This is a genomic window from Aureimonas altamirensis, from assembly GCF_023702225.1.
Taxonomy (GTDB): Bacteria; Pseudomonadota; Alphaproteobacteria; order Rhizobiales; family Rhizobiaceae; genus Aureimonas; species Aureimonas altamirensis_B.
The window spans coordinates 40219-60122 of record NZ_JAMQCO010000009.1; the positions used below are offsets into that span (position 1 = coordinate 40219).

Here is a 19904-nt window from a genome sequence, read left to right on the forward strand (position 1 = left end):
GATAACGGGAGGAACCATCGACATGAAGCTTCGCACAGCACTGGCCGCATTGGCGGCAACGGCTGCCCTGACGGTGCAGCCCGCTTTGGCGGCGGACCTGTCCATCGTGCTCGGGTCGGTCGGCAAGGACGTGCAGGAGATGCGCGCCGCGCTGGACGCCTTCGAGAAGGAGAGTGGCCATCGTGTCCGCATCGTGGAGATGCCGGCCTCCACGACCGACCAGTTCGGCCAGTACCGCCTTTGGCTTGCGGCCGGAAACGCCGATGTGGACGTGTACCGCACCGACGTGATCTGGGCGCCGCAACTGGCCGACAACTTCGTGGACCTGTCCGAGGTGATGGCCGACCGGGTCGGCGAACATTTCCCGGCGGTGATCGACGCCCAGACCGTCGACGGCAAGCTCGTCGCCATGCCGCTCTATACCGATGCTCCGGCGCTCTATTACCGCAAGGATCTCCTGGAGAAATACGGCAAGCAGCCGCCGAAGACATGGGCGGAACTGGAGGAAATCGCGACCGAGATCGTGACGGCGGAGCGCCAGGCCGGCAATGGCGGCCTGAACGGCTTCGTCTTCCAGGGCGGAGCCTATGAGGGCCTCACCTGCAACGCGCTGGAATGGATCGCCAGCTCGGGTGGCGGCACCATCGTGGACGAATCGGGCGAGATCACCGTCGACAATCCGGAGGCCGCGGCGGCCATCGACCGCGCGGCCGGCTGGATCAACAAGATCGCGCCCGGTGGCGTGCTCGGCTACATGGAGGAAGAGGCGCGCGGCGTGTGGCAGACGGGCAATGCCGTCTTCATGCGCAACTGGCCTTACGCCTACGCCCTGTCGCGCGGCGACGACAGCGCCGTGAAGGACAAGTTCGACGTGGTGCAACTGCCCGCGGGCGAGGGTGGCCAGTCGGCAGGCTGCCTCGGCGGATGGAACGTCGCGGTTTCGAAGCATTCGCGAAATACGGAAGCCGCCATCGAGATGGTCCGCTTCCTGACCTCCGCCGAATGGCAGAAGACGCGCGCGATCAACCAGTCCCGCATGCCGACCATTCCCGCCATCTACGACGATCCCGAGGTGGCCGAGGCCCAGCCCATCGTCGCCAACTGGAAGCCGGTCATCGAAACGGCCACCGCGCGTCCGTCGGCAGCCACCAAGGGCAAGTACAACGAGATGTCCAAGGAGTTCTGGACGGCCGTCCACCAGACGCTGTCCGGGCGCGGCGACGCCGCCTCCAACCTCGATCGCCTCGACAAGGCTCTACGCAGGCTCAAGCGCGCCGAGTGGTAAGCGCCGCGACGCGGCACGATCGGGGAGGAGGTTTCAGATGGTGACGGCCGAGGCAGGAACCACGAAGGGCGGCAACCGGACGGCACGCAGCCGCCGCCGGGCCGCATGGCTTTTTCTGACGCCGATGCTGCTGGTGCTGGCGCTGGTGGCGGCATGGCCGCTGGCACAGACGATCCGCTTTTCGCTGACCGACGCCAGCCTGTCTTCGCTGGGGACGGCCGAGTTCATCGGCTTCCGGAATTATCTGGAATATATCGACTATGGCGACGGGGAGGGCGAGTGGTTCGGCCTGCTCGTCGACGACGAATGGTGGCGCGCCGTACGCAACACGCTGTGGTTCACGGTCGTCTCCGTGTCCATCGAAACCGTGCTCGGCACCATCTTCGCCCTTGTGCTGAACGCCAGCTTTCCCGCGCGAGGCATCGTGCGCGCCGCGGTTTTGATTCCCTGGGCAATTCCAACCATCGTCTCAGCCAAGCTGTGGGCCTGGATGATGAACGACCAGTTCGGCATCCTCAACGACATGCTGATGTCCGTCGGCCTGATCTCGGCGCCCGTGGCGTGGACGGCCTCGCCCGATACGGCGCTGTGGGCCGTCATCATCGTCGACGTGTGGAAGACGACGCCGTTCATGGCGCTGCTGATCTTGGCCGGCCTGCAGATGGTGCCCGGCGACGTCTACGAGGCAGCCCGGATCGACGGGGTCGGCCCGGTGAAGGTGTTTTTCAAGGTGACGCTGCCCCTGATCCGGCCGGCGATCCTCGTGGCCGTCATCTTCCGGGCGCTCGACGCGCTGCGCGTCTTCGACCTGATCTACGTGCTGACGCCCAACAATGCGGAAACGAAGTCGATGAGCGTCTTCGCACAGGAAAACCTCTTCCAGTTCGACAACTTCGCCTACGGATCGGCGGCATCGACGCTGCTGTTCCTCGTCATCGCGCTCAGCACCATAGCCTATATCCGCCTGTCGCGGCTGAACCTTTCGGGAGACCGCTGATGGAAGCCCTCGTCCGCAAGGCGGGCTTTGCCGCGCTCGTCCTCTTCATCGTGCTGTTTTCGGTGTTCCCGTTCTACTACGCCATCGTCACCAGCTTCAAATCCGGCACGGACCTCTTCCGGGTGGACTACCTGCCGAGAAGCTTTTCGATGGCCAATTACGAGGGCGTCTTCAACAACGGCGTCTTCCTGCAGAACGTCCTCAACTCGGTGATCGTCGCCACCAGCGTCGTCGCCATTTCGCTTTTCCTGGCCGTCACTGCCGCCTACGCCCTGTCGCGTATCCGCTTTCGCGGACGGGGGCTGTTGCTGCTCACCATCCTGGCCGTCTCGATGTTCCCCCAGATTGCGGTGCTGGCGGGCCTGTTCGAGATGGTTCGATGGATGGGCATCTACAACAGCCTGTTCTCCCTGATCTTCGCCTACATGATCTTCACGCTGCCCTTCACGGTCTGGGTCCTCACTACCTTCATGCGGGACTTGCCCCAGGAGATCGAGGAAGCGGCCATCGTGGACGGCGCCGGGCCGTTTACCATCGTCATGCGGGTGTTTCTGCCGCTGATGTGGCCGGCGCTGGTGACGACCGGGCTGCTCGCCTTCATCGCGGCATGGAACGAGTTCCTGTTCGCGCTCACCTTCGTCGCCAGCAACGAAACGCGCACCGTACCGGTGGCCATCGCGCTCCTGTCCGGTGCGTCCGAGCAGGAAATACCGTGGGGCACGATCATGGCGGCGTCGGTCGTCGTCACGCTGCCGCTGATCGTTCTCGTCCTCATCTTCCAGCGCAAGATCATCGCCGGGCTGACCGCCGGCGGCGTCAAGGGCTGACTATCCGGAGTTCCGACGCATGGCCGAATTGAAACTGACCGGCGTAACCAAATCCTTTGGCGCGGTAACCGTGCTGCACGGCATCGACCTCGATATCGCCAGCGGCGAGTTCGTCGTCTTCGTGGGGCCGTCCGGTTGCGGCAAGTCCACCTTGCTGCGCATCGTAGCCGGGCTGGAGGAGATCAGTTCCGGCACGCTGGCCATCGACGGCCAGACCGTCAACGACCGAACCCCGAAGGAAAGGGGCATCGCGATGGTGTTCCAGTCCTATGCGCTGTATCCGCATATGAGCGTCTACGACAACATGGCTTTCGGCCTGTCGCTCGAGAAGGGAACGCCGAAATCGGAGATCGACCGGCGCGTTCGCGAGGCGGCCTCCATCCTGCAGATCGACCCCTATCTCGACCGGCTGCCCAAGGCCCTGTCGGGTGGCCAGCGCCAGCGTGTCGCCATCGGACGGGCCATCACCCGCGACCCCAAGGTGTTCCTGTTCGACGAACCCCTGTCGAACCTGGATGCGGCGCTGCGCGTGCAGACACGCATCGAGATTGCAAAGCTGCACGACAGGATGCAGGGCACCACCATGATCTACGTGACGCACGACCAGGTCGAGGCGATGACCCTGGCCGACCGTATCGTGGTGCTGAACAAGGGGCGGATCGAGCAGGTGGGCACGCCGATGGAGCTCTACCAGCGGCCCGACAACCTCTTCGTCGCCCGCTTCATCGGCTCGCCCGCCATGAACATCGTGCCGGTATCCGCCGTATCCGCGCCGCAGGGCCTGCCCGAGAAGACCGTGCATGTCGGCATGCGGCCGGAAGACCTTTCGCTGGCCACGGAAGGGGCGGGCGTCCTGTCCGGCACGGTCAAGCTGGTGGAGCCGCTCGGCGAGGTGACGCTGGCCTATGTCGACATCGGCCAGGGCGACGAGCCCGTCGTCGTCAAGCTGCCGGGCAACCAGATGCTGGAACGTGGCGCAGCCGTTACGCTGGCGGCGGAGCCCGGCAAGCTCCACGCTTTCGATGCGCAGGGAAGCGCGATCCGATAACCGCCGATGTTAAAAGTGATTGTCGCAATCTTGTGGGTGACGCGGCGCTTCACGGCCCGTTGACGAGGGCGAGGATGAGCCGGTGGACATTGCCACCGTCGCTCATCTCCATTTGGTCGAAGGCCCGGCTGCGGGCGCGTTGCGCCTGCGACAGCGCGCCGAGCCTTTCGGTGAGAACCTCGCGGATGCGTTTGCAGGACGGATCGCCCGGCACGCTCAGCCCCACGGATGCCTCCTCGATCTGGCGCACCATATCGACGATATGCTCGCCATGGACGCGCTCGTGCGCGCGCATGCCGTCGATGAAGCGTCGCCAGCTTTCGGCTACGTCCGGCGACAGGCGCTGCGAGGGCTTGGGCAGGCGATAGGTGATGACCAGCCTGGGCCGGGCCGAAGCGAGCACGCAGCCGCCGTCGCGCGGCTGGTAATCCCGCTGCCAGGTCAGCTTGAACGTCGTGACCGCGATGGCGCGCGATGCGCCGGCGGACGGCCCGCGCTCCCCGATGGAGTTGTAAAGCTCGATGCCGGTACGCCCCGCGACGGCATAGGGCTCCTCTACCTCCTGTGCCGTCCACGCGACAGCCGAAGAGGGGGCGAAGGACAGGGCGGCCATGAGGGCTGCAAGGGCTGTGATGCGCATGATGTTGCATAGGCCAGCTTCGACGACTTGCCAATCGCGTTTGAGTGACATCCGGCAGACTCCCGCTTGCGACGTCGCGCCATATATGGTCGCCGGTGTGGCACCATCCGGAGACAGACAGCCTCATGCAGCACGCGGCCGCGAAAGCCCTGAGCGCCATTGTTTTCATGTTCGGCCTGCAGCCCGCCTCGGCACAGGACGGTCGGCCCGCCGCCCCTGTGGAGGTGGCCGTGGTCGAGGAACGCTCGGTGGACAACGCGGAAGCGTTCATCGGCCGCGTCGAGGCGATCGAATCCGTCGACATACAGGCGCGGGTGCAAGGTTTCATCGAGGACGTGACCTTCGACGGCGGCGAAGCCGTGGCGGCGGGCGATCTTCTGTTTCGCATAGAGCCCGCGCAATACGAAGCCGCGCTCGCGGCCGCGCGGGCCCAGCGCTCGCGCGCGCAGGCCGAACGCCAGAATGCCGAGCAGACATTCGCCCGCACGCGGGAGCTGGTCCAGCGCAACACGCTGGCACAGGCCAATCTGGACGAAGCCGAAGCAGCGCTGGCCGCTGCATCGGCGAATGTCGAGGCGGCGTCGGCACAGGTGCAGCAGGCCGAGCTGGACCTGTCCTATACCTCCATCTCGTCGCCGATCGACGGCCGGATCGGCATTCCCCTCATCACGCGGGGCAATCTCGTCGGTTCGGGGTCGGGGACGCTGGCGCGCGTGGTCCAGACGGACCCGGTCTATGTCGCCTTCTCCCTGCCCGAAGGCGTGATGGTGTCGCTGCGGCAGCAGTACGGCCAGGCGCTCGACACAATCGATCCGGCCGACATCGCCCTCGGCCTCCGGTTGCCCAACGGCACGGACTACGGCGGTAACGGGCGCATCAGCTTCGTCTCCAACGAGGTCGATCCGCAGACCGGCACGCTGACCTTGCGCGCGACTTTCGAGAATGCCGACCGCATCCTCCTGCCGGGGCAGTTCGTGACGCTTCATATCGGCGCGGCCGACCCGGAGGTGCGAGTGTTCGTGCCGCAGACCGCCGTGCTGCGCGATCGGGAGGGCGCCTATGTCTATGTCGTCGACGAAGGCGACACGGCGCGGCAGCGCCGCATCGAGACGCGCGAACGCAGCGACGGCGGCTGGTTTCTCGACGGCGGCCTGGCGCCCGGAGAACGCGTGGTCGTGCAGGGCGTCCAGCGCCTGTCCGACGGTGCGGCGGTAACGGTTGCCGGCGCAGCGCCGGAAGGCGCGGCCGCGCAATGATCTCGGACTTCTTCATCCGCCGGCCACGCGTTGCGATGGTTGTCTCCATCGTCCTGACGCTGGCCGGAATTCTGGCCTTCCTGGCCATTCCCGTCACGCAGTATCCTAACATCACGCCGCCGACGGTCAACGTGTCGGCCACCTATCCGGGCGCCAGCGCCGAAGTGATCGCCGATGTCGTCGGAGGCCCCATCGAGGAGGCCGTCAACGGCGTCGACGACATGCTGTACATGAGCAGCACCTCGTCCGACGCGGGGCTCTACTCCCTTGCCGTCACCTTTGCCGTCGGAACGGATTCCGATATCGCGCAGGTCAACGTCCAGAACCGGATCCAGATCGCCCTGTCGCAACTGCCGACGCAGGTGTCGCAGCAAGGCGTGACGGTGCGGGCAAGTTCGCCCGACTTCGTCATGGCGCTCGGCTTCGTCTCGACGAACGGGTCGATGGACGCCCTGGATATCTCCAACTACGTGTCCACCAACGTGGTGGACGTCATCTCGCGCGTGCAAGGCGTCGGCGACGCCTCCGTTACCGGCACGTCGGAATATTCCATGCGCGTGTGGCTGGATCCGCGCCGCCTGACCGCGCTGTCGCTGACGCCGGGCGACGTCGCCACGGCCATCCAGGCGCAGAATATCCAGGCTTCGCTGGGGCAGGTGGGCGGCGCGCCTGCGCCGGACAGCGTTGATCAACAATACTCCCTCGTCGCGGAAGGGCGGCTGGCCGACCCGGAAGCCTTCGGCGACATCGTGTTGCGGACCGGCGACAATGGCGGCATCGTCCGGCTGCGCGACGTGGCCCGCATCGAACTGGGCGCGCAGAGCTATGCGGCCAGCGCCCTGTTGAACGGGCAGCCTACCGCGATGCTGGGCGTCAACCAGGCGCCGGGTTCCAACGCCATCGACACGGCCGAGGGCGTGCGCGCGGAAATGGAGCGCCTTTCCCAGAACTTCCCCGCGGGCCTGGACTATGTCGTCGTCTATGATGCAACCGATTTCGTCAGCGCATCGCTGAACGAAATCTACGTGACTTTCGGCGTCACCTTCCTGATCGTCGTCGCCGTCACCTTCCTGTTCCTGCAGGAATGGCGCGCCACCCTGATCCCCTCGCTCGCCATCCCCGTTTCGCTGATCGCCACATTCGCGGTGCTCTATGTGTTCGGCTTTTCCGCCAACACGATCACGCTGCTTGCGCTCGTGCTGGCCATCGGCCTCGTGGTGGACGACGCGATCCTGGTTGTCGAAAACGTGCAGCGGATCATGGAAGAGGAGGGCATCGATGCGGCTGCGGCGGCGGCCAAGGCGATGCGCCAGATCACCAGCCCCATCATCTCGACGACGCTGGTCCTTTTGGCCGTCTTCGTCCCGACGGCCTTCCTGCCCGGTATCGACGGCCAGCTCTATCGCCAGTTCGCCATTACACTGTCGGCCAGCATGGTGCTGTCGTCCGTCGTCGCGCTGACGCTCAGCCCGGCGCTGTGCGCGCTGCTGCTGCAAAAGCCCGAAAGGAGACGGTCGGGGCCGCTCGGCCTCTTCTCGCGCGGGCTGGACAGGACGCGCGACGCCTACGGCTCCATCGTCGCACGGTTCATCGCCGTCAAGCTTCTGACCATCGTCGGCATTGGCGTGGCCTTCGTCGGCGCATGGTTCGCCTTCACGGCATTGCCGTCCACCTTCCTGCCGGACGAAGATCAGGGCGCCATCTTCATCGACCTGCAATTGCCCGACGCCGCCTCGCTGCAGCGTACCGAACGCATCATGGAAAACGTGGAGCAGCGCCTGCTGGCGCAGCCGGGCGTCGCGAACGTGATTTCGGTATCGGGGTTCAGCATCCTTCAAAGAACGGTCGCGCCGAATGGCGGCTTCGCGCTGGTGTCGCTGGCGCCCTGGGACGAGCGGGACGAGGAAGCGCTGGCCTTGCCCGCCATACTTGCCGCGATCCAGCAGGAGTTCGCTACCATACCCGGCGCCATCGTTTCGGCCTTCGCGCCGCCACCCATTCCCGGGCTCGGCGCCGTGGGCGGGTTCGACCTGCGCCTCCAGGCTTTGCAGGGCCAGACGGCGGAAGAGCTGGGCGAGGTGATGCGCGGTTTCCTTGCCGAGTTGAACAGCCTTCCGGAAGTGGCGGGAGCGACGACATCGTTCAACGCCGACGTTCCGCAGCTGTTCCTGAACGTCGATCGAGACCGCGCCGAAGTACTGGGCGTTTCGGTGTCCGAGATCTTTTCCACGGTCGGCGCCATTTTCGGAACGCGCTACGTCAACGACTTCACATTCGAGGGGCGGGTCTTCCAGGTGAACCTGCAGGGGGAGGCCGATTATCGCGCCATTGTGGACAACGTCCTGGATACGCATGTGCGCAGCAATAACGGGCAGATGATCCCGCTGCGGGCCGTGGCCAGCGTGTCCACCGTTCTCGGGCCCTATACGCTCAGCCGCTACAACCGCTATATCTCCGCCCAGGTCAACGGCCAGCCGGCCGAGGGCGTCAGTTCGGGCGTGACGTTGGATGCGGTGGCCGCCAAGGCGCAGGAAACCCTGCCGGACGGCTATGGCTTCGAATGGTCGGGCCTTTCCTTCCAGGAAACGCAGGTCGCCGGGACGGCTTACGCCATCTTCGCGCTGGCCTTCGTCTTCGCCTACCTGTTCCTCGTCGCCCAGTATGAGAGCTGGACGCTGCCGATCACCATCCTCCTGTCCCTGGGCGTCGCGGCGGCCGGCGCGACGCTGATGCTGCTGGCTACGGGGCTTGCCAACAGCCTCTACGCCCAGATCGGCATCGTGCTCCTGATCGGGCTTGCCTCCAAGAACGCGATCCTGATCGTCGAGTTTGCCCGCGTGCAGCGGGAGGAAGAAGGGCTGAGCATCGCCGAGGCCGCCGAAACCGGCGCGCGCCAGCGATTCCGCGCGGTGATGATGACGGCGGTCTCCTTCATCCTCGGCATGCTCCCGTTGATGCTGGCGACGGGCGCCGGAGCCGGCGCCAGGCGCGCCATCGGCACAACGGTCTTCGGCGGAATGCTGGCGGCGACGGTGGTGGGTATCGTGCTGGTGCCGGGCCTGTACAGCGTCGTCCAATCGATCAAGGAACGCGTCCGCGGCACCGGACGAAAATTTCATAAATCTACTTAAAAGATAGATTATTATGCCTGTGACGGCACCGCCGTCCCGCTAAGCTCGTCCAGTAGGCCAAGATCGGCCGGACAGGACAAGCGAGGCGGGCATGACGATCCATTGGGGCATCAAGGGTCTTCTGGCTTTGGGAATGGCGGTTGCGGCTTCGTCATCGGGGGCCGGGCAGCCGTTGAGCGCAGACGTGCCGGCCGGCACGACGCTGACGGTCGCGGACCAGAACGAGGTCCTGCAGACGCTCATGCAGGCGTCGGGCGAGGCCGACAAGCTGGAAGCCGACGTCACCTACGCCAATTTCCTGGGCGGTCCGGCCATACTGGAAGCGTTCCGCGCCGGCGCGCTGGACCTTGCGCTCGTGGGCAATACACCGCCCATACAGGCCCACGCATCCGGCCTGGTGCTGCCGATCGTGGGCGCCGTCACCACGACAGAGGTGGATTACCATCTGGCCGTCAGGCCGGGATTGCAGATCGACAGGCTGGAAGATCTGGCAGGAAGGAAGCTCAGCTATGCCGAGGGGACGGGGCGCCAGCCCTTTATCCTGAATGCGCTGAAGGTTGCCGGGCTGACGCCGGACGACGTGCAGTTCGTCAGCCTCAAGGCCGCCGACATGCCGGATGCCGTGCGCGCGGGCCAGGTCGACGTGGCAGTGCTGAACGAGCCGCATTATTCTCGCTACGTCAGGACCTTCCCGGGGGCAAGCGCACTTCCCGACGCCGAGCACGACCGGCTCCCACGCACGCTTTCCTATCTTTACGCAAGCCCCGAGGCGCTGGCCGACCCGGGCAAGAGCGCGGCCATCGCACAGTTCGTAAGCGGATGGATCGACGCCAATCGATGGCGTTCCGAACATGCCGAGGGTTGGGCCGATACCTATTATATCGGCCTGCAGCGCCTTTCGCCCGAAGAGGGCCGCGCCGCCGCCGAGGCCGAGGGCAAGCCTTCCTTCCCGACCTTGAGCGAACTGGTGGAAACCCAGCAGGGCCTGATCGACGTCATCCATGCCGCCGGCGGGTTGCCACGGCGCCTCGATGCCTCCGAAGAGTTCGACTTTCGTTTCGATGCGGTGATCGCGGCCGCAACCGACCGATGAGCCTGATCGACATCGCCTCGGGACCGGCCGGCGCGGTGCGCGCCGCCCGCGAGGCATCCCGGCCGGCTTCCGCCAAACCACGGCCGCCCGTGCGCCTGACGCCGGAAAAGCTGGGTCCCATCGGTCGCCTGGCTGGCCCTGCCGCGGTGCTGCTCGCATGGGAACTGTCCTCGCAGGCCGGGCTGTTGCCCGAGCGCATGTTGGCGGCGCCCTCCACGGCGCTGGCGACCGGCTGGACCATGGTGGCGGACGGAACCTTGTGGCCGCATCTCGCGGCATCGGCCATGCGGGCCTATTCCGGCCTGCTGATCGGCGTCGTCCTCGGCCTCGTGCTGGCGCTCGCCGCCGGTCTGACGCGCGCGGGCGAGGCGTCCATCGACGCCCTCGTGCAGGTCAAGCGCGCTGTGCCGACGCTGGCGCTGATACCGCTGGCCATATTATGGCTCGGCATCGGCGAGACGATGAAGGTCTTCCTGATCGTGACCAGCGTGCTGGTGCCGGTCTATATCAATACCCATGCCGCGTTGCGCGGCATCGACATCGGCCATGTGGAACTGGCGCGGACGGTGGGCCTCGGCCGTGCCGAATTCGTCCGCCGTGTCGCGCTGCCCGGCGCCTTGCCCGGCTTCTTCACGGGGCTGCGGCTGGCCACCACCATGTGCTGGACGTCGCTCGTGGTGCTGGAACTCATCAACACCAATAACGGCATCGGCTATCTCATGAGCCGCGCCCGCGACTGGGGGCAAACCGACATCATCGTCGTGGGCCTTTTCATCTACGCTTTCCTGGGCCTCGTTTCGGATGCCCTGGTCCGCTGGTGGGAAAGCCGGGCCCTGTCCTATCGCAAGGCGATCGGATCATGAGCGGCGCGTTGCAAAAGGGGGCGGAGGCGGCAGTGCGTCTGCGCGGCCTGTCGCGCGGCTTCGGCGGAAAGCCGGTGCTGAGCGGAATTTCGCTGGATGTCGCCGAAGGCGAGTTCGTCGCGCTGATCGGCCGGTCCGGTTCGGGCAAGAGCACGCTCCTGCGGGCGCTGGCCGGGCTGGACGACGATGCCGACCGCGAAGGCTTTCTTGCCGTACCCGAACGCGCCTCGGTGTTGTTCCAGGATTCACGGCTGCTGCCGTGGGAGCGCGTCCTGGACAATGTCACGATCGGCTTCCATGCCCCCGATGCCGCGGCCAGGGGCTCGGCGATGCTGATGCGCGTCGGCCTGGGCGACAAGGGCGGCGTCTGGCCCGCGACTTTGTCCGGCGGAGAAAAGCAGCGCGTGGCGCTGGCGCGCTCGCTGGTGCGCGGGCCGCAATTGCTGCTGGCGGACGAGCCCTTCGGCGCTCTGGACGCGCTGACCCGCGTCAAGATGCACGGGCTCCTGTTCGAGCTCGTGGCGCAGGAGCGGCCGACCGTCATCCTCGTCACCCACGACGTGGACGAGGCCCTCCTGCTGGCCGACCGGGTGCTGGTGATGGAAGAGGGGCGGATCGCGCTCGACAGGGCGGTCGGCCTTCCGCATCCGCGCCGGGCCTCGCATGCCGGTTTCGAAACCTTGAGAACAGAGCTTCTGGCCGCGCTGGGCGTCGACGTCGCAGCGGCCTGACAATCCAGGACAATGGGAGGCCGTCATGAGCCGCGAACTGCACCTGAATCTCTTCGTCCACACCCGGGGGCACCATGAAAGCGCCTGGCGGCATCCCGATGCCTCGCCGCTGGCGTTGACGGATTTCAGCTATTACCGCGGCCTTGCCGATCTGGCGGAGAAGGCCGCCTTCGACGCTGTCTTTCTTGCGGACGTGCTGGCGCTCGGCCAGCGCCACGGGCACTCGGCGCAGGGCGGCCTCGAGCCGCTGACGCTCCTGGCGGCCCTGTCCGCCGTGACCAGCCGCATCGGGCTGATCGCCACGGCATCCACCACCTATACGGAGCCATACAACCTCGCCCGCCAGTTCGCCTCGCTGGACCATCTCTCGGGGGGGCGCGTCGGCTGGAACATCGTAACCAGCTGGGCGCCTGCCGCAGCGGACAATTTCGGTCATATCGGCCAGGTCGGGCACGGGGAACGGTACGAGCGCGCCGAGGACTTCCTGCAGGCCGTGACCGCGCTGTGGGACAGCTGGGAAGACGACGCCGTGCTGGACGATCGTGCGGGCGGGGTCTACTTCGACCCGGCCAAGGTTCGCCCCGTCCACCACGATGGCCCGTGGAGCAAGGTGGAGGGCCCCCTCAACATTCCGCGCGGGCCGCAGGGGCGGCCCGTCTATGTACAGGCGGGCTCGTCCGAACCCGGCCGCCGCTTCGGGGCGACATGGGCGGAAGCGATCTTCACCGCCCACACCGGCAAGGAATCGGCGATCGAGTTCTACAGCGCGATCAAGCGACAGGCGCAGGCACTGGGCCGCCGGCCCGAGCATATCGTGATCCTGCCCGGCATCAGCGCCACGATCGGTTCCACCGAGGCGGAGGCGCAACGGGTGGAGCGTGAGCTCGCGGATCTGAACCGTCCGGAAACCGGCCTGCAACATCTGTCCAACCGGTTCGGCGGCCACGACTTTGCGGCGCTGCCGCTGGACCGGCCGCTCGCCGCGGGGGATTTTCCGGATATCTCCACGGTCGAGGCATCGTTGAGCCGGGCCCAAGGCATCGCGCGCCTTGCACTGGACGAAGGGCTGACCCTGCGTCAGCTTCTGGCGCGGCTGGCGGGTGCGCGCGGACACTTCGCAACCGTCGGCACGCCGGAGCAGATCGCCGACATCATCGAAGACTGGTTCCTGTCGGGCGCCGCCGACGGCTTCAACGTGATGCCGCCGATCCTGCCGGCGCAGTTCGAGCTGTTCACGTCCGAGGTCGTTCCGCTTCTGCGCCGGCGGGGCCTGTTCCGAAGCGGCTATCGCGGCGAAACGCTGCGGCACCATCTCGGCCTGCCACGACCGGAAGCCGGGTCGCTGACCGTCGATCGGGGACGGCGCAGCGCATGACGGGCAGGGAAAGCAAGATCGTTCTCAATCTAGTGAAATAATGGATAATCGATCCCTATCCGCGACGGCGTCGAGCATCTACCATCGGCCCGTCGACCAACGAAGGGCAGCGTATGCAGGATCGTTCGCAACGTCAGTCACGAACCGGCGCGACGGCCGCCTCGGCCGTAGCGGCCATCCTGTCCGTAGGGCTGGTTGCGGCATGCACCTTCGGCATCGGCCCGTTCGGCGGCCAGGCGACGGCGGAACGCATCGCCGTCTACGCACCCTGACGGCGCGGCGGTCGGGGCAAAGGCCGTGAAAGCCGACCGCATCCTCATCATCGGCGGGGGCGCGAGCGGCGTTATCCTGGCGGCGCATCTTTTGAAATTCGGCCCCGAAACGCTGGGCGTAGCGCTGGTTGAAAGGCGCCCCCATTTCGGCGCCGGCATCGCCTATTCCACCGACGAGCCGGACCATCTCCTGAATACGCGCGCCAGCGGCATGAGCGCCTACCCGGACGATGCCGACCATTTCTGGCGCTGGCTGACGGCCGGCGACCGCGCCACCGGCATCGACTGCAGCGATCCGTTCTGCTTCGTGCCCCGCCGCCTCTACCGCGCCTATCTCGGAGATATTCTCGGCACGGCCGGCGGCAGGCTGCAATTGATCGAGGGCGAGTGCACATCCCTGACGGAATTGCGTGGCGGCGTGGCCGCGACGTTGAAGGACGGGCGCACCGAACTCGCCGACCGTGTCGTGCTGGCGACCGGCCATGCCGAGCCGCGGCCGGAGCCGGACTCCGGCGTCGTCGGGCCATGGCTCGGCCTTACCGAACTGGGGCTTGCCGAGGACGACGATGTCGCCATCATCGGCACGGGGCTGTCCATGGTCGACAATGTCGCCCAACTTCGCCGCAGCGGCCATCGCGGGCGTATCACCGCCGTCTCGCGGCGCGGCCTGCTGCCGCATGTGCATACGCGGCATGCCACGCCGTTTCTGCTGGATGCCGCCGACATCCCCTTCGGGACCAGCCCCACCTACCTGCTGCGCTGGTTGCGCCAGGCGGCCGCCTGGCATGCAGGGCGCGGCGGCGACTGGCGCGATCTGATCGACGCCGTGCGTCCGCATACCCAGGCGCTGTGGCAATCGATGAGCGTGGACGCGCGGGCCCGTTTCCTGCGGCATGCACGAACCTTCTGGGAGGTGCATCGCCATCGCATGGCCCCGCAGGCCGCCCAGGCCCTGCAAGAAGCCATCGATGACGGTCAGCTGCACGTGGTTGCCGGGCGGGTGGTCGACTGGCGGTCCGAGGCAGGCCACACCGAGTTGACCGTCCGAAAGCGCGATGGCGCGCCGGCGACCTTGCGCGTGCGACGTGTGATCGACTGTACCGGAATCCTGCGGAACCCGATGTCGGGCAGCAACACGCTGGCTGCCGAACTGGTCAGGACGGGACGGGCCAGGCTGGATCCTCTCCGTATCGGCATCGAGACCGACGAAACCGGGGCGGTGCTCGACGCGGAGGGCCGTGCCTCCCGACGCCTGTTCGGGGTGGGGCCGGTCACGCGGGCATTGTTCTGGGAGGTTACAGCCATACCCGACATCAGGGTTCAATGCGCCGCGCTCGCGACAAGGCTGGCCGGGACCAGGATCGCATGACGTGCACCGCCGGTGATATGCCTTGCATCGGCTTCGTGGGCGGTGTGTAAACCTCTGGTGGATCATGATGGGATTCGCGAGGGGGCAGGGCACCATGTTCGATCCGGCGATGTTCAGCCTTGTCGGCCGGCGCGCGGTGATCACCGGCGGCGGGCGAGGGCTCGGTCGTGCCGTGGCGGAGGCGCTCGGCCGGATGGGTGCCGAGATCTGCCTGGCCGGCCGCAACCGCGCGGGGCTCGACGAGGCGGTCCTGGCCCTGCGCGAGGCCGGTCTAACGGCAAGGGCACTTGTACTGGACGTTCGCGACACGGCTGAGGCACCGTCCGCACTGGCCGCCCTCGACGCGCAATGGCCTGTCGACATACTCGTCAACAATGCCGGCATCGAAAACGTGCGCGCGTCGCTCGATGTGGACGCCGCCTTATGGGACAGTATCCTGGATACCAACCTGAAGGGCAGTTTCTTCTGTTCGCAGGCAGTGGCGCGCAGCATGTCCGTGCGCGGTGGCGGCGCGATCGTCAATCTCTGCTCTCTCACCTCCTTCGTCGGCGTCCCGACGGCGGTTGCCTACGGCAGTTCCAAGGCGGGGCTGTTGGGGATGACCCGCGCCCTGGCGAGCGAATGGGCGCCCATGGGCATCCGCGTCAACGCCATCGCGCCCGGCTATTTTCGAACGGAGATGACCGAGGTCTTCTACGGCGACGAGGCATGGGCGGCGCGGATGCTGGACCGTATTCCCCAACGGCGTTTCGGACGCATGGAGGATGTCGGCGGGGCCGTCGCCTTCCTGTGCAGCGACGCCGCCTCCTACGTGACAGGGCAATGCATCGCCGTAGACGGCGGATACCTCGCATCGATCTGACGTGCCCATTTTTACGGCAATAGAGGTAGATGCCTAAAATATGGATTGACCGTCATTCGGTCATTTGTATAGACATATTCCGTGGGGTTGTGGCGCCCACGGTGCAGGATACGGAGACGTTCATGTCGTCGGCACCCCAGACACGCGCAAACCGGCATCCCGGTACGCAGGCGGCTGTTTCCGTGCGTGGCGTCGGCATGGTGTATGATGGCGTCCACGCCGTGCGTGACGCCGCCTTCGACCTGGCGGACGGTCGGTTCCTGACCATTCTGGGCCCTTCCGGGTCGGGCAAGACGACGTTGCTGCGGATGATCGCAGGTTTCCAGCGGCCGACCACGGGGGAGATCTACATCAACGGCGCGCCCGTCAGCGCCGTGCCCCCGCATCGCCGCTCGATCGGCATGGTTTTCCAGAAACTGGCGCTCTTTCCGCATATGACGGCGGCGGAGAACGTGGCTTTCCCGCTGAAGATGCGGCGGTTCGACGCCAGGACGATACCGGACCGGGTCCGGCGTTATCTCGATCTGGTGCAGCTCGGCCCCTATGCCGACCGTCGCATCCATCAACTGTCGGGCGGCCAGCAGCAGCGCGTCGCCATCGCGCGGGCGCTGGTTTTCGAGCCGGATCTCCTGCTTCTGGACGAGCCGCTGGCAGCCCTGGACCGCAAGCTGCGGGAAGAGATGCAGCTTGAATTCCGCCGCATCCAGAAAGAGCTGGGCGTGACGACCATCAACGTGACGCACGATCAGCGCGAGGCGCTCGTCGTCTCGGACGAGATCATCGTCATGGACAAGGGCGCCATCCAGCAGAACGCCGTGCCGGTAGACACGTACCGCAAGCCGGCCAACGCTTTCGTCGCCGGGTTCATCGGCGTCACCAACTTCCTGTCCGGGCCGGTCGCCGCGGTCGAGGGCGGCGAAATTTCCTTTTCCGTCGGCGGTCTGCCGGCCCTGGGGCGCTGGGCCGGACAAGGCAGCGCGCCCCGGCCCGGCGACACGGTCACCGGCGCCCTGCGCGCCGAGCAGATCCGGATCGGCGCGACGCCGGACGCGCTGGCCGAGTGCCGCAACCGCTGGCCGGGCACCGTGTCCGACGTGATCTTCGAAGGAGAACGGATCGTCTACGAGGTCGCGGCGGGCAAGGGTGGCCCGGCTTTGCGGGTCTTCGACCACGACCCCGCGACGCACCGCCAGTTCGCCCCCGGGGAGCCCATAGCCTTGGGGTGGAATGCGCCTGACATACTGATCTTCGCCCACTGACCTCAGGATTGCCGACCAGATGGAGACTTCGAGCATGAGCCAGAAGACGATTTCCCCCCTTGCGATGTCGAGGCGCCGCTTCCTGGCCGGAACGGCGGCGGTTGGCGGCCTTGCGGCCGTCGGCGCGCCCTTTGCCGCGCTGGCGCAGGCAGAGCCCGAAAAGCCCGCCGAGATCATCGTGCGCGCCTGGGGCGGTTCATGGGTGGCGAGCCTGGATGCAGGCGTGTCCAAGCCCTTCACCGAGATGACCGGTATCGCCGTCCGCCACGACCTGACGGAAGACAACGAGATCCAGCCCAAGGTGTGGGCGGCGGTGGCGCAAGGCCGCGTGCCGCCCATCCACGTCAACTGGGACACCACCACCAACGCCACAAAGTCGGCGCTGCGGGGTGTGACCGAAGATCTTGCGGACCTGCCCAACCTTGCCGAGACGACCGAGCTGGCCAAGCCGGTCGGCCTCGAGGGCGTGCCGATCGTCAATACCTACGGCTACGTCTATGTGCTGGCCTATCGCCCGGAGGCTTTCCCGGACGGGCCGCCGACGTCGCTTCAGGTGCTGCTGGAGCCGCGCTTCAAGGGCCGCATAGCCCTCTATAACGACGGCATAGGCTTCCACTTCCCGGCGCAGGTGGCCGGTGGCGGCAAGCTGGAGGACATTCCCGACAACATGGACGCCGCCTGGGAATTCATCACCAAGGTCAAGGACCAGCAGCCCCTGCTAGGCGAGGATCCGGATTTCACCAACTGGTTCCAGAACGGCGAGATCGACCTGGCGGTGACGATTTCCACAAACGCCCGCGAAGCCCAGAAGAACGGCATCGATATCGCGTGGGTGGTTCCGATGGAGGGCGCCAAGTTCGAGACGGATGGCCTCTGGATTCCCAAGGGGCTGCCCGAGAACGAACTCTACTGGGCCAAGCAGTATATCAATTTCGCGATTTCCAAGGATGCGCAGCAGGTCTGGCTCGACGGTCTCGGCCTGCCTGGCGTCGTGCCCGGCCTGACCCCGCCGGAGGGCCTGGCGGGAGATCCGTCCTATCCGACCAAGCCGGAGGATTTCGCGCATCTGATCCGCATTCCGACGGCGGTGCAGGTTGCGCATGAGAGCGATTGGTTCGCCCGGTTCAAATCGATCATGCAGGGCTGATGGCAAACGTCGCCTATCCACTCCGGTGGCGCGTCATGGACGCGCTGGAAGCCACCCTTGCGGCCCTCTGGCCGCGAGGGCTGGACCGCGCCGTGCCGTGGCTGATGCTGCTGCCGGCAATCCTGCTCGTCATGCTCCTGGCCTTGGGCCTGGTGCAGATCGGCGATTCCAGCCTGCGGGTGCTGGACCGGGCTACCTTCCTGCCGTCCGAAGCGCTGACGTGGGAGAACTACGGTCGCATCTTCACCACCGGCCTCTACTGGACGGTGCTGTGGCGCAGCCTTCTGGCGTCGGTCATCGTAACGGGCATCTGCCTCGTCTTCGCCTTGCCCTATGCCTATCTGATGGTGCGCACGCCATCCCCCGCCTTGCGAAAGATCCTGCTGATCGCGCTGTTCCTGCCGTTCTTCATCGGGCAGGTGGTGCGCGCCTATGGCTGGCTCATCATTCTCGGCAACCAGGGCATCGTCAACGAGGTCATGGGGCTTGTCGGCGTGCCGCCGATGCGGCTGCTCTACAACTATCCGGCCGTCATCTTCGGTCTCGTCCAATACATGCTGCCCTTCGCGGTGCTGATGCTCTCGCCGGCGCTGACCGCCATTCCCGAAGAGGTGGAGGCGGCGGCCAGTTCGCTCGGCGCGAACTGGTGGCGCACCCTGTTCCATATCGTGCTGCCGATGGCGCGGCCTGGCCTGATCGGCGCAGGCCTTGTGGTCATGACGCTGACGCTGACCGATTTCGCCATGCCCGCCATATTGGGGGGAGGCTCACAGGACTTCATCGCGAACGCCATCTACGACCAGTTCTTCCGCACCTCCGACCAGGGCATGGGCGCGGCGCTGACGCTTGTCCTGGTCGGCGTCGGCTCGCTGGCGGTAGGGCTGGTGTTCACCCTGTTCGGTGCGGGGACACTGGCGATGGGGCGGGAGCGCCGATGACGCAGCCTTTGTCCAAGAGCGTCGTCATCTGGACGATGGTGGCGCTTGTGCTCGTCGTTCTTTCCGCGCCGACGATCGTCGTGCTCGGGGCATCCTTCACCTCGGGCAATATCGTCGCGTTTCCGCCGGATGGCTTTTCGCTGCAATGGTACCGGCGGATCGCCGCGGCCAGCGACCTGCAGAATGCCTTCGTCCGCTCGCTGAAGGTGGCGGCCATCTGTACGCTGATCGCGATCCCCGCGGGGACACTGGCCGGCATCGCGCTCGCCAAATATGCGATCCGCTTCGAAAAGACGCTTCAGGTCTATCTGCTGCTGCCGTTCACCATTCCGCTCATAGGTTCGGGCATCGGCCTTATGCTGCTGTTCGGGCAGTGGGGCATGCTGGGGCAGATCTGGCCCATCGGCCTTGCCTGCTGCGTCATCAACCTGCCCTTCATGATATGGGCCGTCACCGCGAGCGCCTCCGGCCTGGACCCGGACCTGGAGCTGGCAGCGGCCAATTGCGGCGCACGGCCGCTGGCCGTCTTTCTGCATGTCACGCTTCCCGCGGTGATGCCCGGCGTCATCAGCGGCGCACTCCTGATGTTCATCCTCGCGCTCAACGAGTTCCTGGTCAGCCTTCTCTTGACGGATGCGCGCACGGTGACGCTGCCGGTGCAGATCTACAATTCCATCCGCTCGATCATCACGCCCGACCTCGCGGCGGTTTCCGTCGTCTTCATCCTTTGCGCCGCGCTGGTGATCGCGCTGCTCGACCGGCTGGTCGGGCTCGACATCTTCCTCAAGTCCAAGTGACAGGATAGCCCCGC

18 protein-coding genes are annotated in these 19904 nt (G+C 66.2%); 17 read left to right on the forward strand and 1 reads right to left on the reverse strand.

All coding sequences use genetic code 11. From position 1 onward, the window contains the following. Positions 1 to 22: 22 nt before the first annotated feature. The 4 genes from NDN16_RS15335 to NDN16_RS15350 are packed head-to-tail and all read left to right on the forward strand — an operon-like array spanning position 23 to position 4157. Positions 23 to 1285: an ABC transporter substrate-binding protein gene (locus tag NDN16_RS15335; protein WP_251114344.1), complete on the forward strand. Its 1263-nt coding sequence runs from the start codon at positions 23 to 25 to the stop codon at positions 1283 to 1285. 37 nt (positions 1286 to 1322) lie between these two features. Next, on the forward strand, positions 1323 to 2282 hold the full coding sequence (locus NDN16_RS15340; protein WP_251114345.1) for a carbohydrate ABC transporter permease: 960 nt from the start codon (positions 1323 to 1325) through the stop codon (positions 2280 to 2282). Then, positions 2282 to 3109, forward strand: a complete 828-nt coding sequence (locus NDN16_RS15345) for a carbohydrate ABC transporter permease (protein ID WP_251114346.1) — start codon at positions 2282 to 2284, stop codon at positions 3107 to 3109. Before NDN16_RS15340 ends, NDN16_RS15345 begins: the two co-directional genes overlap by 1 nt. Before the next feature lie 19 nt (positions 3110 to 3128). Continuing rightward, positions 3129 to 4157: an ABC transporter ATP-binding protein gene (locus NDN16_RS15350; protein WP_251114347.1), complete on the forward strand. Its 1029-nt coding sequence runs from the start codon at positions 3129 to 3131 to the stop codon at positions 4155 to 4157. Between the two features lie 49 nt (positions 4158 to 4206). Here NDN16_RS15350 and NDN16_RS15355 read toward each other — a convergent pair whose 3' ends face one another. Continuing rightward, positions 4207 to 4848, reverse strand: a complete 642-nt coding sequence (locus NDN16_RS15355) for a DUF922 domain-containing Zn-dependent protease (RefSeq protein WP_353050221.1) — start codon at positions 4846 to 4848, stop codon at positions 4207 to 4209. 74 nt (positions 4849 to 4922) lie between these two features. Here NDN16_RS15355 and NDN16_RS15360 point away from each other — a divergent pair, with 74 nt between their 5' ends. The 13 genes from NDN16_RS15360 to NDN16_RS15420 all read left to right on the forward strand — a co-directional run bounded on the left by NDN16_RS15360 (position 4923) and on the right by NDN16_RS15420 (position 19890). After that, positions 4923 to 6053, forward strand: a complete 1131-nt coding sequence (locus NDN16_RS15360; RefSeq protein WP_251114348.1) for an efflux RND transporter periplasmic adaptor subunit — start codon at positions 4923 to 4925, stop codon at positions 6051 to 6053. Further along, on the forward strand, positions 6050 to 9184 hold the full coding sequence (locus NDN16_RS15365) for an efflux RND transporter permease subunit (RefSeq protein WP_251114349.1): 3135 nt from the start codon (positions 6050 to 6052) through the stop codon (positions 9182 to 9184). The genes NDN16_RS15360 and NDN16_RS15365 overlap by 4 nt, the downstream gene beginning before the upstream one ends. Before the next feature lie 91 nt (positions 9185 to 9275). Next, positions 9276 to 10277, forward strand: a complete 1002-nt coding sequence (locus NDN16_RS15370; RefSeq protein WP_251114350.1) for an ABC transporter substrate-binding protein — start codon at positions 9276 to 9278, stop codon at positions 10275 to 10277. Beyond that, on the forward strand, positions 10274 to 11140 hold the full coding sequence (locus NDN16_RS15375; RefSeq protein WP_251114351.1) for an ABC transporter permease: 867 nt from the start codon (positions 10274 to 10276) through the stop codon (positions 11138 to 11140). The genes NDN16_RS15370 and NDN16_RS15375 overlap by 4 nt, the downstream gene beginning before the upstream one ends. Then, entirely contained in the window at positions 11137 to 11871 is a 735-nt protein-coding gene (locus tag NDN16_RS15380; protein WP_251114352.1) for an ABC transporter ATP-binding protein, read from the forward strand. The genes NDN16_RS15375 and NDN16_RS15380 overlap by 4 nt, the downstream gene beginning before the upstream one ends. A 25-nt stretch (positions 11872 to 11896) precedes the next feature. Further along, positions 11897 to 13246, forward strand: a complete 1350-nt coding sequence (locus tag NDN16_RS15385; RefSeq protein WP_251114353.1) for an LLM class flavin-dependent oxidoreductase — start codon at positions 11897 to 11899, stop codon at positions 13244 to 13246. 113 nt (positions 13247 to 13359) lie between these two features. Continuing rightward, on the forward strand, positions 13360 to 13518 hold the full coding sequence (locus tag NDN16_RS15390; protein ID WP_251114354.1) for a hypothetical protein: 159 nt from the start codon (positions 13360 to 13362) through the stop codon (positions 13516 to 13518). A 25-nt stretch (positions 13519 to 13543) separates the two neighbouring features. Continuing rightward, positions 13544 to 14887 carry an FAD/NAD(P)-binding protein gene (locus tag NDN16_RS15395; RefSeq protein WP_251114355.1) on the forward strand — a complete coding sequence of 448 codons (1344 nt, stop codon included), beginning with the start codon at positions 13544 to 13546 and terminating at the stop codon, positions 14885 to 14887. Positions 14888 to 14981: 94 nt separating this feature from the next. Then, complete coding sequence (locus NDN16_RS15400) at positions 14982 to 15749, forward strand: SDR family NAD(P)-dependent oxidoreductase (protein ID WP_251114539.1); 768 nt, start codon at positions 14982 to 14984, stop codon at positions 15747 to 15749. Between the two features lie 122 nt (positions 15750 to 15871). Continuing rightward, positions 15872 to 17008 (forward strand): ABC transporter ATP-binding protein, encoded by a 1137-nt coding sequence (locus tag NDN16_RS15405; RefSeq protein WP_251114356.1) that lies wholly within the window; start codon positions 15872 to 15874, stop codon positions 17006 to 17008. Between the two features lie 34 nt (positions 17009 to 17042). Beyond that, a complete protein-coding gene (locus tag NDN16_RS15410) occupies positions 17043 to 18155 on the forward strand; it encodes an ABC transporter substrate-binding protein (RefSeq protein WP_251114357.1) in 1113 nt (370 codons plus the stop codon). Then, the gene (locus NDN16_RS15415) at positions 18155 to 19093 is read left to right on the forward strand and encodes an ABC transporter permease (RefSeq protein ID WP_251114358.1); all 939 of its coding nucleotides are present in this window, start codon (positions 18155 to 18157) and stop codon (positions 19091 to 19093) included. Before NDN16_RS15410 ends, NDN16_RS15415 begins: the two co-directional genes overlap by 1 nt. Beyond that, the gene (locus NDN16_RS15420; RefSeq protein WP_251114359.1) at positions 19090 to 19890 is read left to right on the forward strand and encodes an ABC transporter permease; all 801 of its coding nucleotides are present in this window, start codon (positions 19090 to 19092) and stop codon (positions 19888 to 19890) included. Before NDN16_RS15415 ends, NDN16_RS15420 begins: the two co-directional genes overlap by 4 nt. Positions 19891 to 19904 lie beyond the last annotated feature (14 nt).